A 15109-nucleotide genomic window follows, 5' to 3' on the forward strand; every position below is an offset into this window, starting at 1 on the left:
ATGAATGTCTCCAATCCATACGCTGAACCGGGTCGTTTGGACGGTCAAGCGACATTCGACATTTCAGGGAGCGTCCGGCGGTCCATCGTCAACGCGATCACATTCCTCACCGGATGCAAACGATCACACGCGAGCACGGTCTACACTTGTACAATCCGGTTTCTGGAACGCCCCGTGGCCGTTAGCCGTGTTTCGGGGGATAGGGGTGTGTTGCTTCGGGAGGGAAGATGGGTTTTTCGCAGCAGGGTGACGACCGGCTTTCGGCTGTTTACTTTATGGAGGGCAGCCAGGTCTCGCGGCAGATGCGGACGTCGGAGTTCGATGCCTTTCTGGATGGCTATGTTGGCCTGTCTGACCTTGCCGAAACCGAGGTGTATGCCGTTTATGTCCAGCTGACGGATCAGTTGGGCATTGAAGGGCTGGTGTTCTTCCGGATCTATTTTGACGAGGAAGGCCGGGCGGACGGACAGTGGAACGTGCCGCTGGACCGGCTGGCGGATGGGGGCGCCAAGGGGCCGGATCTCGGGGGCGGGCCGGTGAGATTGGTCTGTCGCAGTCATTGTCCGGAGAAGCGCTTCGTCGAGGAACTCTGGGACCCGGACATGACGCCGGGCAGTAACCATTTTCAGGCGATCCGAAAGGCGGTCGCGGAAAACCGGTTGCGTCTGCGGCCCCGCAAGCCGGAGCCCCCCTCCGGGAGCGACATCCCTGTTCTCAACCCGCAAAGCGAGCAGGCGGCGAAGCCGCCGGTGTCGGACAGTGCGGAGCGGGCCCGCCTGGCGCAGATGATCCGCGAATACCGGTTGCGAATCCGAACGCTCAAGAGTGTTCACCGGGATGCCATGGCGGAAATACGCCGTGAACATTCCCATGAAATCCAGAGTCTGCGCAGTGAGATGCAGGAGCTGGAGCAGCGCTTTGAGCGTCTGCGTTTGAGCAACGAGCAGCTCAAGCAACGACTGGCCGAGCGCAATGAGCAGTACCTTGGCCTGCAGGAGCAATTGACGGAGGCGTCGCACAACAGCGCCGAATCGTCTCAGGCGAGCGACGCGGAAACCGTGCTGCTGCGTGAGCAGCTTGAGCGCAAGCAGCGTGAGCTGGAGATGCGCAACGACCAGGTGGTGCAGCTCGAGCAGGAACGGGACGCCTGGGCGCGGCAGGAACCCGCCGACGATGCTCTGATGCGTCATATTCAGGATCAGTCCCTGTTCATGGTTGCCTATCATCCGGGGGTGGGTCACATCACGCTGCCCTACGATGACCTGAACCGTTACTTCGACAACCCCCAGGCCTACGCCGCCGAGAAATGCGGCGTCTCCGAACAGGCCTACCGCCTGTGGCTTGCCCACCACGACGACCCCACCTGCCAGGCCGAAACCGACGACGGCCCCTGCGGCGAACCCCTCATGCGCATCGGCCAGCCGGGCGAGTTCAAGCCGGGCGTGCACGACCGGTGTCAGGCGCATCAGGCGTGACGGTTTTAAGGTCTGAACGTTTTAAAGTCTGAATGACCACATCTCAGACGCCTATCCGCTTTAAAACTTTCAGACTTTAAAACCTTAAGACCTTTTCAGGTCCGCCCGAAGGGCGTTTCCGTGTCTTTCCGTGGCAAAACAGTCTTTACGTCGGCCGCGCATTCGGCCCCGGCCAGTGTTCGGGCACGACGAAGAATCGGTGGGTTTCCAGCCAGGTGGTGCCGTCCGGATGGGGCGTGAGTTCGGCGAATAGCCGGGGTGGGCCGCCATCGGCAATGTGGTTCAGGGCCTTTCGGGTTGCCTGGGTGTCCGGCGGGCCTTCCTGCAGCCAGGGACCCAGCCAGTGGGGCTTGTTGAGCGGAACCCAGTAGCGCACGTTCGTGTTGAGGGCCCGGCGGGCCGGGAGCCATTCGCCCCGAAGGTGACTGGGCGGGATGTTCGAGGGCGGGTTCAGCGGCATGGAGTCCGGATAGAACAGGTAGCCGGGCATGAAAATGCGCGCCTGCGGTGGTGTTGTCAGGCCCAGGTCCTCCAGGACGTCCCGTGCTTCATCCCGGGTGGCCAGATGGCTTTGCTGCTCCAGCATGTGCAGGGTTTTCCGGTCCAGCCGATCCTGCGCGTTGGGGCCATACCAGAACACCGTCCCGTCCTGATGCTGATAGCCAAGATAGAACTTGACCGCGATCTCGTGGTGCTCGATCTCGCCGGTCTGGCGGTTCTCGACGATGAAATCCATCTCGCCGATGGTGCGCCCCCGCTGGCGTACCTGGCGATTTTGCGCAAGGATAGGCCATTGGAGCAGGTCTTCCAGCAGGGTCTGGTAGAGCCGCTCGAAATAGTGCCCGAGGCGGGGGGTGGCCGGTTGCCGCAGGCGTTCGGGGCAGGCACTCGCGGTCCGGTCCCAGTGGCGCAGCCGTTCGATGGTATCGGCGGGTAACCATTCAGATGGCTGGAACTGCCGGCCAGAGGTCATCAGTTGTGGCGCATGGCAAAGCCAGGCCAGATGGCGGACGCCATCGGTACGCAGTTCGGTGAGAGGCAGTTGGCGTGATTCAGGCATCGTTGTCATTCCGTCTTCGACTTTTCCGAACGAGGCCGGTTTTCAGTACCATACTCGCTCAAATCACCATTCGGTATCCAGCAATACCGGTCTGGCACAGGATGAGCAATGGAGCAATTCAGAAACATTGGTGTGATCGGTCGCATGGGCAGCGTCCAGGTGGTGGAAACCCTGCGCCAGCTCAAGGCCTACCTGTTGGATGAAAACTATCAGGTGATCCTGGAACAGGACACGGCCACGATGTTACCCGGGCACGGCCTGCAGGTGGCGAGCAAGAAGCTGATCGGCGAGATCTGCGATCTGGTGATCGTGGTCGGCGGCGATGGCAGCCTGCTTGGGGCCGCGCGGGATCTGGCCAAGGCCAAGATTCCGATTCTCGGCGTCAATCGGGGGCGACTGGGCTTTCTGACCGACATTGCCCCGTCGGAACTCGAAGAGCGGGTCGGGCGCGTGCTGCAGGGCGAGTACATTGAGGAAAGCCGTTTCCTTCTGGACGCCCACGCCACCCGTGACGAGCATCCGCTGGGCTTTGGCACCGCGCTGAATGATGTGGTGCTGCACCCGGGTAAGTCCACACGGATGATCGGGTTCGATCTCTACATCGATGGGCACTTTGTCTACACCCAGCGGTCAGATGGGCTGATCGTCTCCACGCCGACCGGGTCCACGGCGTATTCGCTGTCGGCCGGTGGGCCGATCATGCACCCGAAGCTGGATGCGATCGTACTGGTGCCCATGTTTCCGCACACGCTCAGCAGCCGGCCGATCGTGGTGGATGGCAAGAGCGAGATCAAGCTCATTATCGACCGGACCCACGAGGCCTACCCGCAGATCAGTTGCGATGGCCAGATGGACATTTCCTGCGGGCCGGGCGATGTGATCCGGATTACCAAGAAGCCGTTCAAGATCCGGCTCATTCATCCCAAGGACCACAACTTCTACGCCACCTGCCGCGAGAAGCTCGGATGGGCCAGTAACATAGCAGCGAGTTGATTATGACCCGAGGTTACGATGTCATCGGCGACATCCACGGCTGCGCCAATACGCTCAGGGCCCTGCTCGAACAGATGGGGTACAAGCGGATCAATGGCGTGTATCAGCATCCCCGGCGTCAGGCTGTGTTCATCGGTGACATCATCGACCGGGGCCCGCGTATTCGCGAGGCGCTGCACCTGGTGTACGACATGGTGCAGCATGGCGCCGCGCAGATCGTCATGGGCAACCACGAGTACAACGCGCTGGGTTACTGCACGCGTGCCCGTCCCGGCAGTGGCAAGACCTTCCTGCGCGAGCACAACGAGCGCCACAATCGCCTGATTCGCGAGACGCTGGAGCAGTTTGACGCTCATCCGCAGGAGTGGAACGAGTTTCTGGACTGGTTCTACGACATTCCGCTGTTCCTGGAAATTGAGCACTTCCGGGTGGTGCATGCCTGCTGGGACTCGCACCTGATTGAAACCTTCAAGCGGACCCGCGGCGGGAACACCATCGATGAGGATTTCCTGCACGACTCAGCGGCGCTGGATTCGTTTGCGGGCCAGGTAATGGACCGCTTGCTGCGGGGTACGGACCTGCGCCTGCCGGATGGTCTGGCGATTGAAGGGCGCGACGGCTTCCGGCGTCAGTTCTTTCGCACCAAGTTCTGGGCCGAGAATCCACAGACCTACAACGATGTGGTGTTCCAGCCCGATCCGTTGCCCGAGCACATTGCCAACCGTCGGCTGAGTGCCGAAGAGCGGGATAGGATTCTGACGTATCCCAGCACGGAACCGCCGGTTTTTGTCGGCCATTACTGGCGTGATGGCGAACCCCGGCCACTGGCACCGAATGTCGCCTGCATCGATTACAGCGCCGTGAAGTATGGGCGACTGGTGGCCTATCGCATGGACGATGAGCGGACGCTGCGGCGCGATAAATTTGTCTGGGTGGACGTCGAACGGCCGGAGCAGCCCATGGCGTCGGTGTCCGACGACAGCCTCAGGAGATAACGCGTGTATCGAGTCAAACAGTTACCGGGGGATGCGGACCTGTCGACGTTCAGTGAGTGGCTGCGTCAGCAGGGCGTGACTCATCGCATTTCGAGCGAAGGTGAGGCGCAGATCCTGTGGCTGGAAGACCCGTCCCTGACCGATGAGGTGCTGGTGGCGCTGGACCAGTACATGCAGCGTCCGGACGCACGGCGCGTCATCCGCCAGAGCGTGCACTCGCCGGTGTTCGTGAACGGGCGCTGGCAACCCGCGCCCCGGCACGCCCCGCTGGTTCTCGGCGCCATCATTGTCGCCGCGATTCTGGCCTGGGTGACGGGGCTCGGCCGGCATCCGTCGTCGACCTTTTTCATGTTTGTCGACCCGGAATCGTTTCGCTGGGACACGCTGGATCAGCGCCTTGGCGCATGGAGCGCGACCCTGACCAGCGGGCAGTTCTGGCGGCTGATCACACCCGACTTTCTGCATTTCAGCTGGTCGCACATCATCTTCAATAGCGTGATGCTGTGGTTCCTCGGCAGCCAGGTGGAGTGGTTCGACGGCAAAGCGCGGCTGATCACGCTGTTCATCGGCATCTCACTGCTCTCCAACTCGCTGCAGTATCTCGCAAGCGGGCCGCTCTTCGGGGGGTTGTCCGGTGTGGTGTACGGCATTCTCGGCTACTGCTGGCTGAGCCAACAGCGCATGCCCCGGTTCCAGTTCCCGCCGGCGCTGGTGGTGGTGGCGCTGGTCTGGATGCTGATCGGCTTTACGCCTCTGCCGGTCTGGCTGGGCATCGGGCGCATGGCCAACGAAGCCCACCTGGGCGGTTTTGTGGCCGGCATCCTGCTGGCGCTGCTGCCGCCGCCGCGTCAGACGGGGTCGTAAAAGTCAGGGAGTGGTGGTCCCTCTCGTGGTCACACCATCGACACGTGTGACGACAGGATGAGTTGGGCGAGCAGACAAAAAAAGGCCCCGCAAAGGCGGGGCGAAATGAGCCGTAAAGCTCCTGATGAGAGAGACCAAATGGAAACGACCGTTCTCACTTGGCACGGTGAAAATAATAATAATTATCATTTGCCGGAGTCAACCCTTTTCAGAAAGAAATTCCGAAAAACTGTGCGTTGGATCAAATGCGATGCCGGTGATTGGCCCGATGAACCGGTTGCCTGTGTGGCTGTGGTAAACTCCGGGGCATTCGAGAGCGGCCCGCTCCGGGCCTGCCGAGACCATTGACCTGTGATCCCGACCGGCGGAGTGCATGAACTACCAGGATCTGATTGAGCGTTTGGACCCGTCCGTGTACCAGAATCTGCGAAGAGCTGTGGAGCTGGGTAAGTGGCCGGACGGTCGAACCCTGACCGAACAGCAGCGAAAAACCTGCATGGAGGCGGTCCTCTATTATGAGCGCGTGCACAACCTGCCCGAGGACCAGCGCGTGGGGTACGTGGATCGCCGCCGCCATGATGAAAAAGGGGCCGGGGATGGGGCGGACCCGATCCGAATCCTGAATTGATGACGGAGGCCCCAGTGAGCGATGCCGCCATCAGCCCGGTTGTGGATGTCGAGGGCCGGTTGAATAAGATGCCGGTGAGTGCGGATTCGCCGGTTCAGTACCAGCTGCTTGTGGGGGACACGCGCCTGCCGCTGAACGATCTGCTGGGCCGGGAAATTGCGGTGGATTTCACGGGCGAGATCCGGTGCATCCATTGCGACCGCAAGACGCGTAAGAGCTTTAACCAGGGCTACTGTTATCCCTGCTTCCGCCGCCTGGCGCGTTGCGACAGTTGCATCAAGAGCCCTGAGAAATGCCACTATTACCTCGGAACCTGCCGGGAGCCCGAGTGGGGCGAACAGCATTGCATGGTGCCCCATGTGGTCTATCTGGCGAATTCTTCCGGAGTGAAAGTGGGCATTACCCGTGGCTCACAGGTGCCGACGCGCTGGATCGATCAGGGCGCGGTGGAGGCGGTGCCGATGCTCGAAGTCGCGACGCGCCGGCTGGCCGGTCTTGTTGAAGTGGTCTGTAAAGCTCATGTGGCTGACCGCACCAACTGGCGCACCATGCTCAAAGGCGATGTGCCGCCGGTGGATCTCTACGAAGAGCGTCGCCAGTTGCTGGCGGCCGTTCGTGACGAACTGGAGCAGCTGCGGGGCGAGCACGGGCACGATGCGATCCGCGAGGCGCACGACGGCAGCACCGCGCTGGCGTATCCCGTGTCCAGCTGGCCGGAGACCGTACGTCCGCTGAACCTGGACAGGACGCCGTCCGTTCGGGGGCGCCTGGACGGCATCAAGGGGCAGTACATGATACTGGACTCCGGTGTGTTGAATATACGCAAATTTACGGCCTATCAGGTCCGGGTACGGGTGTATGATGAACCTGCCCTTACGGCGGACCTGTTTGATTGAATGGGCCGGTTCGATTGAATTGGAAGGGGGTCTGGCCACCGGACCCTGACAGACGGTCTGGAGACATCCCATGCGCACGAGCCAACCGCAAACCATCTATCTCAAGGACTACGAGGTTCCACCGTTCCTCGTGGATCACACCGACCTGCGTTTCGAGCTCTTTGAAGACGGCGCGCGGGTGCACAGTACATTGTCGATGCGCCGCAATCCGGAATCGGCCGCGGGCCAGCCACTGGAGCTGGATGGCGACAGCCTGGAGCTGGAATCGGTCGCCCTGGACGGTCAGGCTTTGTCCGACAGGGACTACGAGGCGACCCCCGCCAGTCTGCGGATCGACTCAGTGCCCGACCAGTTCTCGCTGTCGGTCGTGACCTGGATTCGCCCGCAGGACAACACGCGCCTGGAGGGGCTCTACAAATCCTCCGGCATGTTCTGCACCCAGTGCGAGGCCGAGGGCTTTCGCTGCATCACCTATTACCCGGACCGCCCGGACGTGATGGCGCGTTTCCGCACACGCATCGAGGCCGACCAGTCCCGCTACCCTGTGTTGCTGTCCAACGGCAACGATGTCGAGCGGGGGGAGCTGGACGATGGCCGGCATTACGCGGTCTGGGAAGACCCGTTCCCCAAGCCGAGCTATCTGTTTGCGCTGGTGGCGGGGGACCTGGTCGAGAAGAGGGACCAGTTCACGACCGTTTCCGGTCGTGAGATTGACCTGCGGATGTACGTCGAGCCGCGTAACGCGGAAAAGTGCGACCACGCGCTGGTGTCATTGAAGAAGGCAATGCGCTGGGACGAGGAGGTCTACGGGCGCGAATACGACCTGGACATCTTCATGATCGTCGCGGTGGATGACTTCAATATGGGCGCCATGGAGAACAAGGGGCTGAACATCTTCAACTCCTCCTGCGTTCTGGCGAGCCCCGATACCGCGACCGACATGGCATTCCAGCGGATCGAATCCATCGTCGCCCACGAGTATTTCCACAACTGGTCCGGCAACCGCGTGACCTGTCGTGACTGGTTTCAGCTGAGCCTGAAAGAGGGCTTTACCGTCTTCCGCGACACCCAGTTTTCCTCGGACATGGGGTCACCAACGGTCAAGCGCATCGAGGATGCCTCGCTTTTGCGCACGGCCCAGTTCGCCGAGGATGGCGGCCCCATGGCGCACCCGGTCCGTCCGGACTCCTACATGGAGATCTCCAACTTCTACACCCTGACCGTGTATGAAAAAGGCTGCGAAGTGGTGCGGATGATCCACACTCTGCTGGGGCCGGAGCAGTTCCGGGCAGGGAGCGATCTGTACTTCGAGCGGCATGATGGCCAGGCGGTCACGACCGACGACTTTGTGCGGGCCATGGAAGACGCCAGCGGCCGTGACCTGAGCCAGTTCCGGCTCTGGTATGAGCAGGCCGGCACGCCGCGCCTGACGGTCGAGGATGAGTACGACGATGCACAGGGCACCTACCGACTGACCATTCATCAGTCCGTGCCCGCGACGCCGGGTCAGCCGGAGAAGCAGCCCCAGCACATTCCGTTCGCCGTTGGCCTGATCGGGGAGCAGGGTAAGGCGTTGCCACTGCGGCTGTCGGCCGACGAGGATGAGAATGACGCGCCCACGCAGCGGGTGCTGGAGCTGACCGGCGACTCCCACACGTTCACGTTTCATGGCCTTCAGGCCCGGCCGGTGCCGTCCCTGCTGCAGGGTTTCTCCGCGCCTGTGCGGGTGGACTACCCGTGGACGCGGGATCAGCTGATGTTCCTGATGAGTCATGACCCGGATGGCTTTAATCGCTGGGATGCGTCCCAACGCCTGGCCTCGGACGTTATTGAGTCGCTGATGCACCAGCCAAAGGATGTGCGCACGGATCGTCGCTTACTTACGGCCTATCGCCACCTGCTGGCAGACCGGAGCCTGGATCAGGCGCTGGTGGCCCGCATGCTGCAACTGCCCACGGTGGCCGCGCTGATCGAGCAGTCGGAGACGGCCGATGTTCAGGCGATTCATGAGGCGCGTCGCCGGGTTCTCACCGAACTGGCCGTGGAGCTTCGCGACGATCTGGTGGCCTGCTACCGGCGCAATCAGGAATCCGGCGAGTACCGCCTTGAGCCTGAGGACATTGCGCGCCGGGCTCTGAAGAACACCGCGCTGGCGTGGCTGCTGCACGTCAACGATGAGGAAGGCCGCATGCTGGCGGTCAAGCAGTTCGAGGGCGCCACCAATATGACCGACCGTGCCTCTGCGCTGCGGGCGCTGGTCAATTCTGATTTTGAAGGTGACCGACAGCAGGCGCTGGACCGCTTCTATGGTCAGTTCAAGGAGGATCCGCAGGTGGTGGAGCAGTGGTTCGCCATCCAGGCATCCAGTCCGAATGCCGGGTCGCTGGCTCACGTCGAGGCACTGCTCGAACACGAGGCGTTCGACTGGAAGAACCCCAACAAGATCCGGTCCGTGGTGGGTGCCTTTGCGGGCCAGAATCTGTCCCATTTCCACGCGAAGGATGGGTCCGGGTACCGCTTTCTGGCGAAGCATATTCTGGCGCTGGATGAAACCAACCCGCAAATTGCCGCGCGACTGGTGTCACCTCTCACGCGCTGGCGTAAATTCAAAAACGTCTATAGTGAGGGTATGAAGTCGGCGCTGGAAACGCTGAGGGATAAGCCGGATCTGTCCAAAGACGTATACGAGGTAGTCCACAAGTCCCTGAAAGACTGACCGCATGGCCAGGGCGGTGGGGCGTATTGCTGCGCCGCTCTGGTTCACTGGGAAGGGGGTTTCACTTTGCAACAAAATAGTCCTTTTGGATGATGCGAAAGCCGTGTATAAACGGCAACCTGCATCGATGTGACAAAAAAGAAGCCGCAACGGCTCAACAATAGACGCACAGGGTCCAACAATGATCAGAACACGACAGTGGCTGTTAAGCAGCGCCATCGCGCTCTCATTCCTGTCCGGCCCCGCAACGGCGGCCGTTTCCCAATCCCAGGCCAACCAGCTCGGTAATAGTCTGACGCCATTCGGATCTCCGACAGCCGGTAATGACAGCGGCACGATTCCGCAGTGGACTGGCGGACTGACGCCCTCCGACGCGCCGTCTTCTTATGAGGGTACGGGCGATCATCACCCCAATCCGTTTCCGGATGATGAGCGGCTGTTCACTATTAATGCGGATAACGCGGAGCAGTACCGTGAGCATCTCACTCCGGGGTTGATGGCATTGTTGGAGACCTATCCAACCTCATTCGAAATCCCGGTCTACCGCTCGCGGCGGACACACGCCGTACCCGACTGGGTGGCAGCGAACATCAAGGACAACGCCACCAGCGCGACGATTGTGGGTGAGGGCGCGGGTATCGACGGAGCCTACGGTGGGTATCCGTTCCCGATTCTTTCCGGCAACAGTGAGCAGAAGGCCTGGCAAGTGATGTGGAACCACCTGACGCGGTGGCGGGGCATCTACGTCCAGTGGCGGGTTAACGAGTCACCGGTTCAGCAGAACGGGAGCTACTCGCTGGTGAGGTCAAAACGCGAGGCGTATTTTAATTACTATGACCCGAGTGGCGGTGAGTCGACGCTTGATAACCTGATCTTTTACTACCTCTCTTTTACGGAGTCGCCGCCCCGACTGGCCGGCGGCGCCATCCTCGTGCACGAGACCCTGAACCAGATCAAACAACCGCGCTATGGCTGGGGCTATAACGCCGGCCAGCGTCGTGTCCGGCGTGCGCCCAACCTGGCCTACGATTCGCCGATTGCGGCGTCCGACAACCTGCGAACGGCGGACGATACCGACATCTTCAACGGCGCTCTCGATAAGTACGACTGGGAGTATATCGAGCGCAAAGAGGTCTATATTCCCTATAACAACTACAAGCTGGGGAGCCCGGAATACAGCTACGACGAGGTGCTGGGAGTCTCCCACATCAACCCGGACCTGACCCGCTGGGAGCTCCACCGGGTCCACGTTGTGGAAGCGACGTTGAAAGACGACGAGCGTCACATCTACGAGAAGCGCCGCTTCTACGTGGATGCAGACAGCTGGAACGCTGTTCTGGTGGACCAGTATGACGGTCGTGGCGAGCTCTGGCGGGTGACCACTGCCATGACGAAGAATTTTTACGAGCTGCCGGGTGTCTGGAACCAGCTGGAGGTCAACCACGACCTTCAGGCGCGTCGCTATTACGTGCTGGGACTGGACAACGAAGAGCAGCGGACGCGGACGTTCTCGGACGATCCGCCCAGCGAGCGGTACTTTTCGCCGTCATCACTCCGTCGTCGGAGTGTTCGGTAAGCGCAGCGTCGGGTCAGGTTCCGTCTGACCCGGTGGGGCGCTTACAAGCGCGCGACCGGCCCGTTGTCACCTTTCCGGGCATGACAGGCAGTCATGGGAAGGCGTGGATGGGCCGGTTGGCATCGGAGACACGAATCGCACAAGAAAGGCAGAAGTAATGGCTACACCACCATGGATTCGCAGGACGGCTGGCGTTCTGCTCGGGACGGCGCTGACTGTCGGGAGCCCCGTCACCCTGGCGGAGATCGGCGATGTGCTGGAAACGCCCGCCCGGGAGACGAAACTTGCCGATGAGAACCTTCTGACCGACCTGGAGCGCGCCGGAGATCGGCTCGTCGCGGTCGGAGAGCGGGGCCATATCATCTATTCGGACGACCAGGGGGAAACCTGGCGTCAGGCGGAGGTGCCGGTTCAGGTCACCCTGACCGGAGTGGACTTTCCAAACGCCACCAAAGGCTGGGCGGTTGGCCACGGTGGGGTGATTCTGCATTCCCCGGACGGCGGTGAATCCTGGGAGAAGCAGCTCGATGGCTGGGAGGCGGTCGAAAAGCTGGCGGCCTCCCTTGAAGAGAAGATCGCCCGTATGAAGGAGCAGATTGAAGAGGCTCCGGAGGAAGAAAAGGCCGATCTGGAGTGGGACATGGAGGGGGTGCAGATCACCCTGGAAAACCTCAAAGCGGATCAGGCACTGGGACCCTGGAAACCATTTCTGGATGTGGCATTCCAGAATGCCACGACCGGGTTTGCCATTGGCGCCTACGGATTTGTTTTCCGCACGACCGACGGTGGGGAAACCTGGCAGGACTGGTCCTCCAACGTGCCGAACCCGGACGGATTTCACCTGAACGGCCTGGCGGAACTGACCGGAGGCGCTCTGCTCATGGTCGGTGAGGCCGGTACGATGTATCGCTCGACGGACGAGGGCGAAAGCTGGGAGTCGGTTCAGAGCCCCTACACCGGTTCCTGGTTCCATGTGATTGCGACCGGCAACGTCAATGAGGCGATTGCATTCGGGTTGCGGGGCAACACCTTCCGGACAACGGACATGGGTCGTTCCTGGACGGCCGTGACCGATACAAGTGACAGCACCCTCAATAACGGCGTTGTGAACGGCGATGGCCGCATTACGCTGGTTGGCAATGGCGGGGCCGTGCTGGTCAGCACCAATGACGGCGAGAGTTTCCGTCCGATCTTCCGGGATGACCGGGAAGGCGTCCTGGACGCCGAGCCCATCTCGGACACCGAAATGCTGCTGATCGGCGAAGGTGGTGTGAAACGCACCGACCTGAAAGGCCGGAATCTTTGAATCGCGCCCCCGCCGGGCGGAACGGGAATTCAGAAGAGGGTCATTGAATGTCCAACCCCAAGCACGACAAGGGCGAGCACTACCTGACATCGCCGAAAGCCGAGCCGTTCCTGGAGCGGCTGATTTTCAATAACCGGGCCGTGATCCTGGTCGCTTTTTTCATCCTGACACTGTTTCTGGGGTATAACGCGGTCAAGATCCAGCCGGACGCCAGCTTTGAGCGGATGATTCCGCTGGAGCACCCCTACATCGTCAACATGCTCGATCACCGGGAGGACATTGAGAATCTCGGTAACTTCGTGCGGATTGCGGTGGAAGCCAAAGAAGGCGACATCTTCTCGAAGGAATACATGGCCACCCTTGAGAAGATCACCGATGAGGTGTTCTATCTCGATGGTGTTGACCGCAGTGGCCTGAAATCGCTGTGGACTCCGAATGTGCGCTGGGTAGAGGTGACCGAACGGGGGTTTCAGGGCGGTACCGTCATCCCTGATGGCTATGACGGATCGCGCGACAGCCTGGAGCAGCTGCGCCAGAATATCCTGCGTTCCAGTGAAGTCGGGCGACTGGTAGCCGACAACTTCGAGTCCACCATCATCTACGCGCCGCTTTATGAAAAGAACCCGGAAACCGGGGAGCCGCTGGATTACTCGAATCTGTCCCAGGCGCTGGAAACGAAGATCCGCCAGAAGTTTGAAGATCAGAACCCGAACATCGACATCCACATCGTCGGTTTCGCGAAGAAAGTTGGCGACCTGATCGAGGGCATCGCCTCGATTGCCTGGTTTGCCGGCATTACGATCGTTCTGACCACCATTCTGCTGTTCTGGTACTCGCGGTGTATCGCCGGGACTCTGGTGCCGGTTCTCTCTTCCATCATCGCCGTCTTCTGGCAGCTGGGTATTCTGCGTCTGCTCGGCTATGGGATGGATCCGTACTCGGTTCTGGTGCCGTTCCTGGTGTTTGCGATCGGGATCAGTCACGGGGTCCAGGTGGTCAACGCCATGGCCATTGAGGCTGCGAAAGGCTTTGATCCGCTGACCGCGGCTCGTCTGGCGTTCCGGGCGCTTTATATCCCGGGCATTCTGGCGTTGATTTCCGATGCATTTGGCTTCCTGACCCTGCTGTTCATCGAGATCGACGTCATCCGCGATCTGGCGGTCGCCGCCGGTATCGGTGTGGCAGTCATTATCGTGACCAACCTGGTTCTGCATCCGCTGATCATGTCCTACATCGGCATTACCAAAGGCGGCGTCAAGCATGTGCAGAACCACGGCGAGAAGCAGGACCGGAAGTGGCGTGTCATGTCCTACTTCTCCCACCCGGGGGTCGCACCGGTCTCGCTTCTGATCGCCCTGATGGGCCTGGGTCTGGGTATCTATTACAAACAGGACCTGAAAGTCGGTGACCTGGATCAGGGGGCGCCGGAACTCCGCGCGGACTCGCGCTACAACCTCGACAACAAGTTCATCATCGATAACTACTCCACCAGTGCCGACATTCTGGTGGTGATGGTGGCGACGCCCGAAGAGGAATGCACCCGTTATCCGGTGTTGCGTGCGATGGACACCCTCCAGTGGGAGCTTGCGAATACGCCGGGCGTGCAGTCCACGGCATCGCTGGCCGATGTGTCCAAAACGGTTGCCAAGGCACTGAGCGAGGGCAACTGGAAGTGGTACGAGCTGCCACGTAACCAGACCATCATCAATGCCACCATCCGTGAGGCACCGCCCGGATTGATCAACACGGACTGTAGCCTGACGCCCTTGCTGGTGTTCCTGGAGGATCACAAGGCTGAGACGCTGCGGACGGTGACGGATCGTGTCGAGACGTTCATTGCCGAGAACAGCAACGATCAGCACACGTTCAAGCTGGCAGCGGGTAACGCCGGTGTGGAGGCGGCCACCAACGAGGTCATCTCCAAGGCGAAGAACATGATGCTCGTGTTCGTCTATGCCGTGGTGAGTGTGCTGTGCTTCCTGACATTCCGGTCGATCCGGGCCGTGGCCTGTGTCGTGATTCCGCTGGTGCTGACCTCCATTCTCGCCGAGGCGATCATGGCGGTGATGGGGATCGGGATCAAAGTCGCGACACTGCCGGTGATTGCTCTGGGCGTGGGTATCGGTGTTGACTACGGCATCTATATCTACAGCAAGCTGGAGCGCTACCTGCTGGAAGGCAAGCCGTTGCAGGAAGCCTACTTCGAGACGCTGCGCTCAACCGGTAAAGCCGTGATGTTCACGGGTGTCACCCTGGGCATCGGCGTTGTGACCTGGATCTTCTCGCCGATCAAGTTCCAGGCTGACATGGGCCTGCTGCTGTTCTTCATGTTCCTCTGGAACATGGTCGGGTCGATCTGGCTGCTGCCGGCTCTGGCGCGCTTCCTGCTGCGCCCGGACCGGATGGTGGCCAAGGCCCGCGAAGCGGAGTCGAAGAGATAGATTCGACAAAAGTCTGAGACTGAAAAAGCCCGCAATGCGGGCTTTTTCTATTATAGTCAGCGTGTTACCGGGGGCGGTTCCGCTTTATTTCCAAGGGCCTTTGGTCTATGTTGAACGTTGTAGGTCAGTGGGCCCGGGGCTCTTTAAATTGACCGGAAA

The 15109-nt window shown here is 60.7% G+C and carries 11 protein-coding genes; 10 read left to right on the forward strand and 1 reads right to left on the reverse strand.

The window, feature by feature from the left end; all coding sequences use genetic code 11:
* The first annotated feature begins 227 nt into the window (after nt 1–227).
* Nucleotides 228–1475: a DNA repair protein gene (locus C8D92_RS01830; protein WP_116918268.1), complete on the forward strand. Its 1248-nt coding sequence runs from the start codon at nt 228–230 to the stop codon at nt 1473–1475.
* Nucleotides 1476–1620: 145 nt separating this feature from the next.
* Here C8D92_RS01830 and C8D92_RS01835 read toward each other — a convergent pair whose 3' ends face one another.
* Entirely contained in the window at nt 1621–2535 is a 915-nt protein-coding gene (locus C8D92_RS01835; RefSeq protein WP_116918269.1) for a DUF1853 family protein, read from the reverse strand.
* A 108-nt stretch (nt 2536–2643) separates the two neighbouring features.
* On the opposite strand from C8D92_RS01835, the gene C8D92_RS01840 reads away from it, so the two are divergent.
* The 9 genes from C8D92_RS01840 (at nt 2644) to C8D92_RS01880 (ending at nt 14950) form a co-directional block, all read left to right on the forward strand.
* On the forward strand, nt 2644–3528 hold the full coding sequence (locus tag C8D92_RS01840) for an NAD(+) kinase (protein ID WP_095610487.1): 885 nt from the start codon (nt 2644–2646) through the stop codon (nt 3526–3528).
* A 2-nt stretch (nt 3529–3530) separates the two neighbouring features.
* Nucleotides 3531–4523, forward strand: a complete 993-nt coding sequence (locus C8D92_RS01845; RefSeq protein ID WP_095610486.1) for a metallophosphoesterase — start codon at nt 3531–3533, stop codon at nt 4521–4523.
* 3 nt (nt 4524–4526) lie between these two features.
* Nucleotides 4527–5387, forward strand: a complete 861-nt coding sequence (locus C8D92_RS01850; RefSeq protein ID WP_116918270.1) for a rhomboid family intramembrane serine protease — start codon at nt 4527–4529, stop codon at nt 5385–5387.
* A 373-nt stretch (nt 5388–5760) separates the two neighbouring features.
* Complete coding sequence (locus C8D92_RS01855; RefSeq protein WP_095610484.1) at nt 5761–6015, forward strand: YeaC family protein; 255 nt, start codon at nt 5761–5763, stop codon at nt 6013–6015.
* Entirely contained in the window at nt 6015–6911 is an 897-nt protein-coding gene (locus tag C8D92_RS01860) for a DUF2797 domain-containing protein (RefSeq protein WP_207775095.1), read from the forward strand. Before C8D92_RS01855 ends, C8D92_RS01860 begins: the two co-directional genes overlap by 1 nt.
* A gap of 70 nt (nt 6912–6981) precedes the next feature.
* On the forward strand, nt 6982–9627 hold the full coding sequence (gene pepN / locus C8D92_RS01865; protein WP_116918271.1) for an aminopeptidase N: 2646 nt from the start codon (nt 6982–6984) through the stop codon (nt 9625–9627).
* 181 nt (nt 9628–9808) lie between these two features.
* A complete protein-coding gene (locus C8D92_RS01870; protein ID WP_116918272.1) occupies nt 9809–11203 on the forward strand; it encodes a DUF1329 domain-containing protein in 1395 nt (464 codons plus the stop codon).
* A gap of 157 nt (nt 11204–11360) precedes the next feature.
* Complete coding sequence (locus tag C8D92_RS01875; RefSeq protein WP_116918273.1) at nt 11361–12509, forward strand: WD40/YVTN/BNR-like repeat-containing protein; 1149 nt, start codon at nt 11361–11363, stop codon at nt 12507–12509.
* A gap of 47 nt (nt 12510–12556) precedes the next feature.
* Nucleotides 12557–14950 (forward strand): efflux RND transporter permease subunit, encoded by a 2394-nt coding sequence (locus tag C8D92_RS01880; RefSeq protein ID WP_116918274.1) that lies wholly within the window; start codon nt 12557–12559, stop codon nt 14948–14950.
* Nucleotides 14951–15109: the final 159 nt, after the last annotated feature.

This window comes from Tamilnaduibacter salinus (assembly GCF_003096655.1).
In the GTDB taxonomy this organism is placed as follows: Bacteria; Pseudomonadota; Gammaproteobacteria; order Pseudomonadales; family Oleiphilaceae; genus Tamilnaduibacter; species Tamilnaduibacter salinus.